This window comes from Bacillus sp. ISO11, assembly GCF_003458115.1.
GTDB lineage: Bacteria > Bacillota > Bacilli > Bacillales > Bacillaceae_G > Bacillus_A > Bacillus_A cereus.
The window spans coordinates 1-13,715 of sequence record NZ_QXCO01000011.1 but is presented as its reverse complement, the minus strand read 5'-3'; the positions used below and the strand labels follow the sequence as shown (position 1 = coordinate 13,715).

Here is a 13,715-nt window from a genome sequence, read left to right as displayed (position 1 = left end):
TTAAATTTACACAATACACTATAAAAATCGCAATTCCATTAACGGTTCCACATACATTCATTCTCCTTTAACACAAAAACACATCACTACATTTCAGTAGTGATGTGTTTTTGATAAAGCATAAATATCTACTTTTCCGTCTATATACTAACCTGCTTACTAACCGTTTCCCTCGCTAAAAGAAAACTCATAATCACTTGTGCTGCTACTCTACTCGTCATATCTCTGAAATCAAGAGTTGGATCAATCTCTACTATATCCATCCCTTGAACGAGCAGTTCTTTACCAAGGAATTCAATCGCATCTAGTAAAGTCGTACTATCCATCCCACCAGGCCCAATTGCTGGACAACCTGGTGCAAACGCTTGGTCTAGCACATCCATATCAAGAGAAATATAAATAGAAGTCACACCTTGATTTCTTAATATTTCAATACTTTCCGTGATAATATCTTTTATTTCTCGCTCTCGTACGTCTTTCATTGTATACACTGTTACACCATGCTCTATTGCATATTCATGGTACGCACGTGCATTAGAAAAATTACGAATTCCAATTTGAACAAGTTGTTTTCCAGTAATGACATCATTTTCTAGTAAACTACGGAATGGTGTACCATTTGACGGGCCTCCATCATCTAAATTACGTAAATCATGATGAGCATCAAATTGAATAATTCCGACCTTTCCTTTACTGTTTGCAAAACCTGTTATACTCGGAAAACTAATCGAGTGGTCACCGCCAAGAACGATTGGTATCATGTTCGGGTTTACTTTCGTTACATGCCCAACTGTTTTCGCAATTCGTTTATGACTTTCTTTTATATCCGTCACATGCATCGTAATATCGCCGCAATCATATAAGACACTTTCTTTCATATCGTGTTCTTCTGTAATTGCATATGTGCTATATGCATCTAACATCGCACGAATTGTTTTTGGCGCAAAACTCGCTCCTGAATGACTAATAGACGGTTTAGAAAGGGGTGCTCCAATTAAGGCAGCACCGAATATTTCCACACCTTCCTCCCAATCTTTAATCATCTCACTCCATTTCGTCACTTCACGATCAATAAACTTTGCATTTTTCTTTAAATAGTGGCCGTGCTCCACGATTGTTCACCTCTTGTATATGCAATATTACCATTCTTCCATACTGTATTCACATGACTTACGCCGTAATGATACGGTACGTAAGCATAATTGTAAGCATCCCATAAAACTAAATCTGCCTTACGACCAACTCTAATTTTCCCAGCTACATCACCACGGTTAATGGCATATGATGAGTTAACCGTTACGGCATTCCAAACTTCTTCTGGTGTCATTTTCAATTTTAGCATCGCAATGCTCATAATAAGCTGAATATTTTCAGTTGGACAGCTACCTGGGTTAAAGTCTGTAGCTAACGCAACTGCAACACCTTCATCAATCATTTTACGTCCACGAGCAAAGCTTTCTTTATTTAAATAGAAAGTTGTTCCTGGTAATAAAGTTGCTACTGTATTAGAATTTGCAAGCATTTCAATTCCTTTATCAGAAGCACCAACTAAATGGTCCGCTGATGCTGCACCGATTTCTGCCGCTGCTTCCGCACCACCAAGAGGGTCGATTTCATCTGCATGAATTTTCACATCAAAGCCAAGCTCTTTCGCTTTTAATAAAAATTCTTTTGATTCTTCTACAGAGAACACACCTGTTTCACAGAAAATATCAACGAACTCCGCTAATTGCTTCTCTTTCATTTCTGGTAGTAGGTCTAACATCCATTGTAAAAATTCTTTCGATCTACCTTTATACTCTTTCGGAACTGCATGAGCACCTAAAAATGTTGAAACTAAATCGATCGGATGCTCTTTTTGTAATTGTGCTGTTGCCTCTAATTGTTTCCATTCCGTCTCATCATCTAATCCGTAACCACTCTTCGCTTCTACAGTAGTAACTCCGAAAGATAGCATACGGTCTAAATGGAATTTCGCTTTTTGAACAAGTTCTTCTTTCGACGCCTGTTTCGTTGCATTTACAGTTGAAAGTATGCCTCCGCCTTGTTCTAAAATTTCTAAGTACGGAACTCCTTGTAGTTTTAGTGCGATTTCATTTTCACGAGATCCACCAAATACAAGATGAGTATGCGGGTCAACGAGACCAGGAGAAACCATTTTCCCGCCGCAATCAATAACTTCTCTCGCTTGTAATCCTTTCGCTTCTTCCGCTGTTCCAACGAAAGTAATTACACCATTTTCAATTCCAACCGCACCGTTTTCGATAACAGGAAGCGTGTTCATCGCTTCCCGTCTTAACAAGCCATCTTCTTGATCCATTGTTAGTAATTGACCGATATTTATTAGTAAAGTGTCCAGCATGTTTTCTCCTCCTTATTTCATCATCGGAATGTTAACGCCTTTTTCTTTCGCAGTTTCCACAGCTAAGTCATACCCTGCATCCACGTGACGAACAACACCCATACCAGGGTCAGAAGTTAATACGCGCTCAATTCGTTTTGCTGCTGCTTCTGTTCCATCTGCAACGATAACCATTCCCGCATGAAGTGAATAACCCATACCAACGCCACCACCGTGGTGAACAGATACCCAGCTTGCACCGTTTACACTATTAATTAATGCATTTAAAATTGGCCAGTCAGCTACTGCATCACTACCATCTTTCATCGCTTCTGTTTCACGATTTGGAGATGCTACTGATCCACAATCTAAATGGTCACGACCGATAACGATTGGTGCTGATAATTCACCATTTGCAACCATTTCATTAATGATGCGACCAAATTTCGCACGCTCACCGTAACCAAGCCAACAAATACGTGATGGAAGCCCTTGGAATTCAACTTGTTGACGTGCCATACGAATCCAGTTACATAAATGTTCATTATCAGCGAACTCACGTAAAATTACTTCGTCTGTTTTATAAATATCTTCTGGATCACCAGAAAGTGCTACCCAGCGGAATGGTCCTTTTCCTTCGCAGAATAATGGACGGATAAATGCTGGAACGAATCCTGGGAAATCGAATGCATTTTTCAAACCTTCATCGAAAGCAACTTGGCGAATGTTATTTCCGTAATCAAATGTAATTGCGCCTTTTTCTTGCATAGCAAGCATTGCTTCCACATGTTTTGTCATACTTTCTTTTGATAATTGTACGTAGCGTTCTGGATCTTCTTCACGAAGTTTCGCTGCTTCTTCTAACGTGTAGCCTACTGGAATATAACCGTTTAATGGATCATGAGCAGATGTTTGATCTGTAACTAAGTCTGGTGTAATATTGCGCTTCACTAGTTCTGGTAAAATTTCTGCCGCATTTCCTAATAAACCAATAGAAATCGGTTCTTTCTTCTCTTTATACTCGTTCGCAACCGTTAACGCTTCTTCTAATGATTCTGTATACATATCACAGTATCTCTTTTCAATACGACGATCGATGCTGCGCTTATCAACATCAATAGCAATGACAACACCGCCGTTCATCGTTACAGCAAGAGGTTGTGCACCACCCATACCACCTAAACCAGCAGTAAGTGTTAATGTACCTTTTAATGAACCATCGAAATGTTGACGAGCTGCTTCACCAAATGTTTCATATGTTCCTTGTAGAATCCCTTGCGTTCCAATGTAAATCCAGCTACCAGCTGTCATTTGTCCGTACATCATAAGACCTTTTTTCTCTAGTTCTCGGAAGTGATCCCAGTTTGCCCATTTTGGTACTAAGTTTGAGTTCGCTAACAAAACGCGAGGTGCATCTTCATGTGATTTAAAAATGGCAACTGGCTTTCCTGATTGAACAAGTAACGTTTCATCGCTTTCTAACGTTTTTAATGAATCTACAATCGCCTGATAACTTTCCCAGTTACGAGCTGCACGGCCAATTCCGCCATATACAACTAATTCTTCTGGTTTTTCAGCAACTTCAGGATCTAAATTGTTCATTAACATACGAAGTGCAGCTTCTTGCACCCACCCTTTCGTTTGTAACTCTGTACCTCTTGGCGCGCGAATTGTTTGTTGTACTTTTTCCATTTCAATCTCTCCCTTTTCTCATTTTATAGTGCTGCGTTTACATCTAATCTTTCTTTTATCGAATAATTCGTTTTTAACCAATGCGCAATATTTTCAATATCTGTTGAGAATATACGGTCATTTTTAATAGATGGCACCTGCTGACGACCTTGATGGTAGAAGCTCTTCGTCACTGTACTCATGTTTTCAATTCCGCGATATTCTGCTGCTTGCATCGCACAAATCATCTCAATAGAAAGAACACGTCTTGCATTTTGAATAATCTGATGTGCATGGCGTGAAGCAATTGTTCCCATACTTACATGATCTTCTTGGTTAGCAGAAGACGGAATTGAATCTACACTCGCCGGATGTGCCAACGTTTTATTTTCAGAAACTAGTGACGCTGCAGCATATTGCATAATCATTGCACCAGACTGAAGTCCTGGTTCTGGACTTAAAAATGGTGGTAAATCATTTAATTGCGGATTCACTAAACGCTCAATACGGCGCTCCGAAATATTTGCAAGTTCTGCCATTCCTACTTTTAAGAAGTCCATCGCAAACGCAATCGGTTGACCATGGAAATTCCCGCCCGAAATTACTTTTTCCCCACCATCAAAGATAAGCGGATTATCTGTTGCTGCATTCATTTCAATTTCTAATTTTTCTTTCACATAATTTAAAACTTGCCAAGAAGCACCGTGTACTTGCGGGATACAGCGAAGTGAATAGGCATCCTGTACACGTAGTTCTCCTTGTTTTGTTGTTAATTTACTATCATGAAGAATGTCACGAATTCTGCTCGCTACTTCCACTTGCTCTTTATAACCACGTGCTTTATGAACATTTTCATCAAATGCATCAATAATGCCTTGTAACCCTTCAATTGTCATCGAAGCAATTAGTTCAGCTTGATACGCTGTTGCTTCTGCTTCTATATAAGAAAGAACTCCTTGTGCTGTCATCGCCTGCGTACCATTAATTAACGCAAGACCTTCTTTTGCTTCAAGTTCAATTGGCTCAAGCCCTTCTTCTGTAAGAGCAACCATTGCATGAACGCGTTTCCCCTTATAGAACACTTCACCTTCGCCTAATAATACGAGCGCAAGATGAGATAAAGGTGCTAAATCGCCACTTGCACCAAGTGAACCTTGTTGCGGAACGACTGGATGAATTTTACGGTTTACAAACTCAAGAAGCATATTTACAACAAGCGGCCTAACACCAGATACTCCTTTAAGCATCGTGTTCGCTCGTAAAATTAACATTCCACGCGATACTTCTTCCGGGAATGGATCACCAATCCCACATGCATGTGACTGAATTAAATTATGTTGAAGTGCCTTTACATCATCTTTTTGGATAAGCACATCACTAAACTTTCCAAATCCAGTTGTAATTCCGTAAACGACTTTTCCGTCCTCTACAATTTTCTCAACTACTTCGCGGCACTCCGCTACCTTTTGCATACTAGTTGGACAAGCTGTTACACCTTCTCCTTCCAGTAATAACCTCTTCATTTCTTCAACTGTCAATGTATGTCCTGTTAACGTAATCATCATTTTTCCTCCTTAAAAAGGCAAAAGGGGACCTTATCTTTTTAAGACAGACTTCTGTCCTAAAAAAGTAAGGCCCCCTTCTAACTAATAGACTATGGGCAAATCATATGTGATTAATTCCTAAACCAATCGCCTCATGCTCAGATCCTTTTACAGGTGCACCAATCGTTCCATATAATGCAACAGCAACCCATTCGCCTTCTTTTTTTCCGTCGTATGGTGTACCGCGCACAATCGCAAAACGAAGTCCTACTGTACGAAGAACGTCTGCTAACTGAATTTGACCTCTCGTCACTCCGTACAAAGCTTCCATAATTGCATGATAAAGTGCATGTGTTTCTCTGTAAACGTCTGTTTCAATAACTTGGTTGCTTTTAGCCGCTGTTTCCATTGCTGCGACAACCTTTTGCGAATTCATCGAACCCACTTTCCCCGTACAATACTTCCAACCTTTTGGAATGGATAATACAGGACTTTCATTCTCATCCGCAAGTGCCAACAGCATGGCCATACGACCAATTCGATGTGTTCCTTGAAGAAGCATGTGACTCTCTCATTTCTTTTGAATTATTTGAATATTACTTAATTTAAGAATATATGAAAACGTTTAAATCGTCAATAGTTTAAAATCATATTCAAACATTTTTTTCATCCCCATAATTTTGTGTACACAAATGATTTACACAAAATTTCCAAGCATGCTATAGTCTCACTAACAGATGCAAAGGGGCGAAATTTCAGTGACAAAACGAAAAGATATTCATTTTCGAATTGAAGAGAAATTACTTAAAAGGTTTGAATCAGCACTCCATTACGAAGGTTTAAAGAAAACAGATGTATTAACACATGCAATCCAACAATTTTGCACAAAGGTGGAATGTGACAAAATGAATGATGTAAAACGTCAATATAACGTTAGCAACCATTTACAAACACGCATCGACACACATACACATTACGAAGAAAAACACGTAGATTTAGATAAGATCGTCATTGAACATTTACAACTTCAAGGGGAAGAAAATATATTAGAGGTTGGGTGCGCTAGTGGAAAATTCCTTTCCCTTTTACAAACAAATGGTCATAAAGGCCCATTAACCGGGTTTGATCAATCCGAAGCTATGCTTGCTGAAGCTGCTAAAACAAATAACTTAATAGAATGGAAACGAGGGGATGCTAGTAAACTTCCTTTCGAAACAAATTGTTATGACCTAATAATTGCAAGACATATGTTATACCATGTGAAAGATGTTGAAAAAACGATTCAAGGATTCCATAAAGTAATTCGTCCTGGCGGAACACTTTTAGCTACAACAAATTCTAGCGTTACACTACCTCGTATAGTTGAAATGTGTAACCGTATGTTAGACGCATTTGATTTACCGAAAACAACATCATCAGTCACTCCATTTTGTTTAGAAAACGGTAAAGAGATATTACAATCTGTTTTTCCAACTGTTGAAGAAACAGTTATTCATAATGCTCTCGTTTTTCATCATGCTACTCCGATTGTAAACTATATTTCTAGCATGTTTCCGTCGCTAAATATACCCGATAATATGTATCTTCAAGCCGAGATGAAAGAATGGCTAACAGAAGAAATCAACCAGGAATTATCTCTCCATAACGGTATATGGCGTGACCCAAAAACGTTAGCCATTTATCGATGTCAAAAAGAAAAAAGCTAGCATTTGCTAGCTTTTACACGTTTTCTCGTAAAAGTTTCTCCATTACTACATTACCTTTACCACAATAAAAATCTGTATTATGTTCGTCTGCCACTCCAAAATAAGAGGCAATTGCTATTCCAAATGGTACAAATGCATGCCCTTGTGCTGTAATGATATTTGAGTGTTTCACAACTTCTTCATACACGAAATTTTCTACTGGAAAACAATCAAATTTTTGATAATCTATAGTCGCAGTATAAGAAATCCCTTTAAATAACCCTGCTTTTGCTAGTGCATACGGTCCAGCACAAATTGCCGCCACTAATTTTTCTTGTTCATGAAATTGACGAATGATTGAAAAAAGAGGTTTTGCATCTTCCAACTGTCCTTCTTCTCCACCTGGAATAAGTATCCCCTCATACTCATCTACACGTGCTTCACTTACTTCTATATGCGGCTGCACTTGCAATCCAGTTTCACTTATAACCAATTCTTTAGTTAAGCCCGCTGTAATGATTTCATATTTATTTTTCAGCAATGCCGTTGCTACTGTTATTTCAAACTCTGCAAATGTTGAGTATACAAATAAAAGTATTTTTTTCATAGCTCTCTCTCCTTTAACCAGTCCATAAAATATACCTCTAAATCGTCCACTGTTAATCTATTCGTGTCCACATAAGTTACAGGAAATTGTTTATACCAGTCTTTTTCAGTTTCTACTAATTTAAATTGCTCTTCAAACGTACTTCTGTTTCTTGTTCTATCATTATTTTTTCTATCATATACATTCTTTTTCGTAACATCTAAGTAAAAAATCACATCCGAACGGCATGCTCTTAATTTATATAATTCATCTTTCAATTCAGTTTCTATATCCCACTCTTCTCCTATAATCGTTGGATAAAAGAGTGTAAAGAACTCAATGTCTTCTGGTCCGCGATCAAAAATTACGACTGAATCTTTCACATTTTGAAACTCCTTTATTTTTGCTTCCATAAACATTTTTTGATTCATAATAAACCCTACTTTTGAATTCATATCTAAATTCAATTTTTTTCGCTTCTCTACAATTGGATATGGATTTTCATATATAACTCGAAACCCTCTCTTTTCTAACCTTTTTGCTAATGTTGTTTTTCCGCTAGCCATCGGCCCTTGCAGTGAAATTACGTATGCCACACCTCTCATTCCCTTACACTTTAGTACACCTATAATATACAGAATCTTGAAAACTCTCAACATTATATATATCATCTTGTTTCTTATTCATATCTAACTTATAATGAAAAATAGAGATTATGACGGACGCATCAATAATGTAAGCTTGGAAATCCAAGCTTACATTATTTTTTGCTTTCCCTTTTCTAATAAAAAGAGTATACTAGATTAGAACGTATGTTCTTAGTGATTACATACAGTAAGGAGATAGAACAATGGTATACGACACAAAAGCAATTTCTTGGAATGAATCTTTAAAACAACTTCAACGCCGCTATACAAACAAACAAGTTGACCGAAAAGAATTTGAGGATATTGAACTGATGGAATTCTTCCGCGATAACGACTACATTTCTTTACCTACACATATAAGCGGCCTATCAAAAACACGTTTTACTTCTTACTCTATTTTCACAACTGAAGATAAAGATCGTAAAGTTGGCACACTTATTATTGAGTATGTTGAAGACGATAATAATAATTTATGTGTTGAACAACTATACTTCGTTTAAACTATAACGCTTGGTCAAAATGACCAAGCGTTCTTGCTTTCTATGAATCTCACTGTATATAATATGAATAAAAGAAAACCGCTATCATTAAGGGGGGATATGCGTGCTCGAAGGATGGTTCAGTTGGTTCATTGTATTATGGACGGTTATTTTATTAGGGCTTATGTCTATCGGTGGATACTTTATGTTCAGAAAATTTTTAAAACGTTTACCAAAAGAAGACGGCATGTCCATTTTGGATTGGGAAGAACACTACATAAATAAAACGAGACATTTATGGGCTGACGAACAAAAACAATTGTTAGAAGAGCTTGTAAGTCCTGTTCCAGAACTATTTCGCGATGTTGCAAAATCAAAGATCGCTGGAAAAATCGGGGAACTTGCATTACAAGAAAATGCCTCTCAAATTACACAAGACTTAATTATTAAAGGATATATCATTGCCACACCAAAGCGTGATCATAAATTTTTAATAAAAAAACTACAAGAAAAAAAGATTGATTATTCTAACTATCGATCTTTACTCGCAAAGTAACTTCATATTATTTTCGATAAAAAAGACAGCGCCTTTGACGCTGTCTTTTTATTTGGTACATATACAGTTTTTAAGTTAGCTTCATATCTTTTTCATTATAAAAACCATCTTCTTTTTCCATTTCCTTCTGTAATTTCGTAAAGGAACGATACATTGCAATTCTCCATGACACAATCATCGCAAACGCAAGTAAGAAGAACATGCCACTAAGTTGTCCTAAATCAAGAGATTGACTTAAGTAGGTTTTAAATACAATCCGCACTACAAGTAATCCAATTAATATGAAAACAAAGGCTTTTGAACGCTTCAAATAAATCTCTTGTCCTCTAATTTCAAATTTAGATGTTTTAATAAGAAAAATAGAGAAAATCAAACCGACACCAATTGCTTCTAACATTTCTGCTGGAGTTAATCGAAATTCAGGAAAAACATACATCAATGCACCCGTACTCATAAAAAATGGTGGAAGTATAATTTTTTTCAATGTTGCAGGTTTCTTAGCTGCTTTTAAACGAATAAACATCGCACCGACAGCCATACAAACAGCAACGATACTTGATAAAAGAACTATGTTCATATTTTCTCATCCTTTTTTGTGGCTATATGCAAAATATACTTTCATTATATGCTTTTCCGTTAGTATTTCCAACATTTTCGCAGAATAATACTAAAAACCAGTAAAACCACCAAATAAACTTGAGAAATATACGATAATTTTCGTCATCCAGTTAAAGTATAGGAAGACACCCATAACAATCATAATATATCCTCCGACTTTCATGAAGGCCATACTATTTCTTTTAATCCAAGACATTTTCGTAATAAAGAATGACAGTACGAAAAACGGGATTGCAAATCCAAGTATGTAAGCAATCATATATATCATTGCTGATTCTGGATTTGTTGCTGCTAATCCAATTACAGACACTAGAATTGGTCCGGTACATGGCGTCCACCCTGCTGCAAAAGCTAATCCGATTAGTACTGATCCAAAATAGCCACTTGGACGATTTTTAAATGTAAATTTACGGTCTTGCATTAAAAATTTCGGCTTAAACACCCCGACAATAATTAAGCCGAACACGATGATAAATATACCACCTAACTGTCTGATTAAATCTTTATAGTCAGTAAAGATTCCTCCAATAAAACTTGTACCAAATCCAATTGCAATAAATATAATTGAAAATCCAAGTAAGAAAAACGCTGTATGTATCATACTTCTTTTGCGAAGCATTGCATTTTCTTCTTTCAATTCAGAAACCGACATACCTGTTATGTACGATAAAAATGCCGGATAAAGCGGTAAGCAACATGGGGAAATAAATGATAAGAACCCGGCGCCAAACGCTAAAAAAATACTAATATCTTGCATCATTCCACTCCTCTCCCTAAATATTGTAACAAAAACACATAAAAATACTATGAACAATTCGTGAAATCACTTTTACAACGTGGCAATAAGAAAAACCGCACTTCCTCACAGTTTCTAATAAAACGTTTTCATTTCCTTCTATTATATAGAAAAAACCCAAATGGATTATAAAACTCCTTTAATTGTTATTACCATAACAAAGGTAACATAGTTTCTCAAATAATTAGCACGTTACTAGTACGTCTATATACATATTGGTTTAAAAAATATTTTTTTCAAATGCTATCTCTATACAATGCAAAGTTTATTTTATAATACTTCTACTATTAAAAATTTCAAGATTATGCATAAATATCATACTTTTATTATTATTCTATAAAATGTCATACTTTTCTTTCATTTGACCCTTTATTTCTAATTTTGTATACTTCCCTCTAGTTATATATTTTCGATACGGAACAACTTCATATAGATGGGAGGAATTTTTCATGCTTCGTTATTCTCTTTTAGTTTTATTAGGAGCGTGTAGTTATGGAATTTTAGCTATTTTTGTTAAGCTTGCATATGCAGAAGGATTTTCACTTGGAGAGGTAATTGGCAGCCAATATTTGTTCGGTTGGATTATTTTGCTTGCTATTACACTTCTATTTTCTAGACATCGCGTTCCTTTAAAGCAAGCATTACTTTTATTCGTTGCAGGAACATCTGCAAGTTTTACCGGAATTTTTTATTATGCTTCATTAAAAACTGTACCAGCTTCTATTGCAATTATTCTTTTATTCCAATTCGTTTGGGTCGGAATTATCATTGAAGCAGTCGCAACAAAAACATTACCTTCAAGAGAAAAAGTTATTTCTGTTATTTTCTTACTTGTAGGAACATTTTTATCAAGTGGTTTACTTGAACAATCAGTAGGTGCTTTCGATACGACTGGGGTCATTTTAGGTTTATTATCTGCTGTTACATTCGCAACATACATTTTCGTAAGCGGAAAAGTTGCTGTTGAAGTACCTTCATTACCGCGCGGTGTTCTCTTAATGACTGGTGCTTTAACTTTAGTCATGATTGTATTCCCACCAACATTTATTTTTAATGGTGCCATTTCTCAAGGTCTTTGGAAATACGGTTTAGGATTAGGAACATTTAGTATCGTTATTCCATCTATTGCCTTTACAATCGGGATTCCAAAAATCGGTTCTGGCTTAGCGACTATTCTTGGTGCAGCGGAACTACCAGTTACAACAATTATGTCAGTATTCGTTTTAAAAGAGGCTGTACTATCTTCACAATGGTTCGGTGTATCACTTATATTAATTGGGATTGCAATCCCGCAAATTGCATACGCAATGCGTGGACGTTATCGTAAACATCATACGCATAAAAAAGTCGCAGCATAAAGTGAAACTTTAATTAGTTGAACCAATCGGGCTTTTATGGGATAAACGAGAGAGGATTTTCATTTGAGAATCCTCTCTTTTATTGTTGTATACTTATGATAAATATTTTGCTGAAGAAAGAAGGCATACTACATGGTATCTATTTCAAATCAACTAAAAGAAAAACTTATTTCCATCCGTCGACATTTACATGAGTATCCAGAACTATCATATGAAGAGTTCGAAACAACAAAAGCAATAAAAAATTGGTTAGAAGAAAAAAACATTACTATCATTGATTCCAATTTAGAAACAGGAATTATCGCTGAAGTGTCTGGTAATAAAAACGGACCAATTGTAGCAGTTCGTGCTGATATTGATGCCCTTCCTATTCAAGAAGAAACACATTTGTCCTATGCATCTAAAGTACGAGGGAAAATGCATGCTTGTGGACACGATTTTCATACAGCTGCTATTTTAGGTACTGCTTTCTTATTAAAAGAAAGAGAATCTTCCCTAAATGGAACGGTTCGCTTCATATTCCAACCAGCTGAAGAAAGTAGTAATGGCGCTTGCAAAGTTATTGATGCTGGACATTTACGTAATGTGCAAGCGATTTTCGGCATGCATAATAAACCTGATTTACCAGTAGGTACAATTGGCATTAAAGATGGTCCACTGATGGCCGGAGTTGATCGATTTGAAATTGAAATTCACGGAGTTGGTACACACGCGGCTGTACCAGATGCTGGAGTAGATCCTATTGTCGCATCCTCTCAAATTGTGATGGCACTGCAAACAATTGTAAGCCGAAATATAAGTTCATCTCATAATGCAGTTGTTAGTGTTACAAATATTCATGCAGGAAATACGTGGAACGTGATTCCTGAAAAAGCTACGTTAGAAGGAACGATTCGCACATTCCAAACTGAAACACGTGAAAAGATTCCAGCACTCATGGAGCGTATTATTAAAGGTGTATCTGATGCATTAGGTGTAAAAACGAAATTCTGTTTTTATTCAGGTCCTCCTGCTGTTCACAACGATAAAGCTCTTACAGACTTATCTACTCAAGTTGCCACAAAGATGAATCTTAATATCATCTCGCCTAGTCCGTCAATGGCTGGAGAAGATTTCTCATTTTACCAACAGGAAATACCAGGTTCATTCGTCTTTATGGGAACGAGCGGTACACATGAATGGCATCATCCTGCTTTTACAATTAATGAAGAGGCACTGCCTATAAGTGCAGAATACTTTGCTTTACTAGCCGAAAGAGCACTTAAACAATTCTCATAAAAAAAGCCGTTCAAAGTGCATCTCAGCACTGAAGTGCACCCCAATTGTTAGACACAGTCTAACAATTGGAGGTGCATTTTTTATGGCTAAATTTTCTTCAAAAGAAAAAATCCAAGCGGTGAAACGATATTTAGATGGTACAGAAAGTGGAAAAAC

15 protein-coding genes are annotated in these 13,715 nt (G+C 36.6%); 5 read left to right on the top strand and 10 right to left on the bottom strand.

The genetic code is table 11. From position 1 onward, the window contains the following. Positions 1 to 140 precede the first annotated feature (140 nt). The 5 genes from hutG to hutP all read right to left on the bottom strand — a co-directional run bounded on the left by hutG (position 141) and on the right by hutP (position 6,118). Positions 141 to 1,112, bottom strand: coding sequence for a formimidoylglutamase (hutG, locus tag D1166_RS13910; protein ID WP_000399827.1), 972 nt, complete (start codon positions 1,110 to 1,112; stop codon positions 141 to 143). Beyond that, entirely contained in the window at positions 1,091 to 2,362 is a 1,272-nt protein-coding gene (hutI, locus tag D1166_RS13905) for an imidazolonepropionase (protein WP_000887540.1), read from the bottom strand. Before hutI ends, hutG begins: the two co-directional genes overlap by 22 nt. A 12-nt stretch (positions 2,363 to 2,374) precedes the next feature. After that, a complete protein-coding gene (hutU, locus tag D1166_RS13900; protein WP_000416946.1) occupies positions 2,375 to 4,033 on the bottom strand; it encodes a urocanate hydratase in 1,659 nt (552 codons plus the stop codon). A gap of 23 nt (positions 4,034 to 4,056) precedes the next feature. Further along, positions 4,057 to 5,574, bottom strand: coding sequence for a histidine ammonia-lyase (gene hutH / locus D1166_RS13895; RefSeq protein WP_000631875.1), 1,518 nt, complete (start codon positions 5,572 to 5,574; stop codon positions 4,057 to 4,059). 103 nt (positions 5,575 to 5,677) lie between these two features. Continuing rightward, the gene (gene hutP / locus D1166_RS13890) at positions 5,678 to 6,118 is read right to left on the bottom strand and encodes a hut operon transcriptional regulator HutP (protein ID WP_000926516.1); all 441 of its coding nucleotides are present in this window, start codon (positions 6,116 to 6,118) and stop codon (positions 5,678 to 5,680) included. 196 nt (positions 6,119 to 6,314) lie between these two features. Here hutP and D1166_RS13885 point away from each other — a divergent pair, with 196 nt between their 5' ends. Further along, positions 6,315 to 7,262, top strand: a complete 948-nt coding sequence (locus D1166_RS13885; RefSeq protein ID WP_000166777.1) for a class I SAM-dependent methyltransferase — start codon at positions 6,315 to 6,317, stop codon at positions 7,260 to 7,262. A gap of 13 nt (positions 7,263 to 7,275) precedes the next feature. Here the strand turns inward: D1166_RS13885 and D1166_RS13880 are convergent, their stop codons facing one another. Both D1166_RS13880 and D1166_RS13875 read right to left on the bottom strand, forming a co-directional pair. Then, positions 7,276 to 7,848 (bottom strand): DJ-1/PfpI family protein, encoded by a 573-nt coding sequence (locus tag D1166_RS13880; RefSeq protein WP_000722227.1) that lies wholly within the window; start codon positions 7,846 to 7,848, stop codon positions 7,276 to 7,278. Then, positions 7,845 to 8,432, bottom strand: coding sequence for an AAA family ATPase (locus D1166_RS13875; RefSeq protein WP_002196801.1), 588 nt, complete (start codon positions 8,430 to 8,432; stop codon positions 7,845 to 7,847). Before D1166_RS13875 ends, D1166_RS13880 begins: the two co-directional genes overlap by 4 nt. A 245-nt stretch (positions 8,433 to 8,677) precedes the next feature. Between D1166_RS13875 and D1166_RS13865 the strand changes: the two genes are divergently transcribed. Continuing rightward, complete coding sequence (locus D1166_RS13865; RefSeq protein ID WP_000262400.1) at positions 8,678 to 8,974, top strand: hypothetical protein; 297 nt, start codon at positions 8,678 to 8,680, stop codon at positions 8,972 to 8,974. 103 nt (positions 8,975 to 9,077) lie between these two features. Beyond that, a complete protein-coding gene (locus tag D1166_RS13860; protein ID WP_000889373.1) occupies positions 9,078 to 9,509 on the top strand; it encodes a DUF2621 domain-containing protein in 432 nt (143 codons plus the stop codon). Between the two features lie 70 nt (positions 9,510 to 9,579). Here the strand turns inward: D1166_RS13860 and D1166_RS13855 are convergent, their stop codons facing one another. From D1166_RS13855 to D1166_RS32355, 3 genes are all read right to left on the bottom strand, one after another. Then, on the bottom strand, positions 9,580 to 10,086 hold the full coding sequence (locus tag D1166_RS13855) for a CcdC family protein (protein ID WP_001028440.1): 507 nt from the start codon (positions 10,084 to 10,086) through the stop codon (positions 9,580 to 9,582). A gap of 90 nt (positions 10,087 to 10,176) precedes the next feature. Next, complete coding sequence (gene ccdA, locus D1166_RS13850; RefSeq protein ID WP_001152676.1) at positions 10,177 to 10,884, bottom strand: cytochrome c-type biogenesis protein CcdA; 708 nt, start codon at positions 10,882 to 10,884, stop codon at positions 10,177 to 10,179. Between the two features lie 16 nt (positions 10,885 to 10,900). Then, complete coding sequence (locus D1166_RS32355; RefSeq protein WP_071686460.1) at positions 10,901 to 11,050, bottom strand: peptidase T; 150 nt, start codon at positions 11,048 to 11,050, stop codon at positions 10,901 to 10,903. Positions 11,051 to 11,372: 322 nt separating this feature from the next. On the opposite strand from D1166_RS32355, the gene D1166_RS13840 reads away from it, so the two are divergent. Together D1166_RS13840 and D1166_RS13835 are read left to right on the top strand one after the other, a co-directional pair. Further along, positions 11,373 to 12,281 (top strand): EamA family transporter, encoded by a 909-nt coding sequence (locus D1166_RS13840; protein WP_000947046.1) that lies wholly within the window; start codon positions 11,373 to 11,375, stop codon positions 12,279 to 12,281. A 132-nt stretch (positions 12,282 to 12,413) separates the two neighbouring features. After that, positions 12,414 to 13,559, top strand: a complete 1,146-nt coding sequence (locus tag D1166_RS13835; protein ID WP_097855725.1) for a M20 peptidase aminoacylase family protein — start codon at positions 12,414 to 12,416, stop codon at positions 13,557 to 13,559. The last annotated feature ends 156 nt before the right edge of the window (positions 13,560 to 13,715 follow it).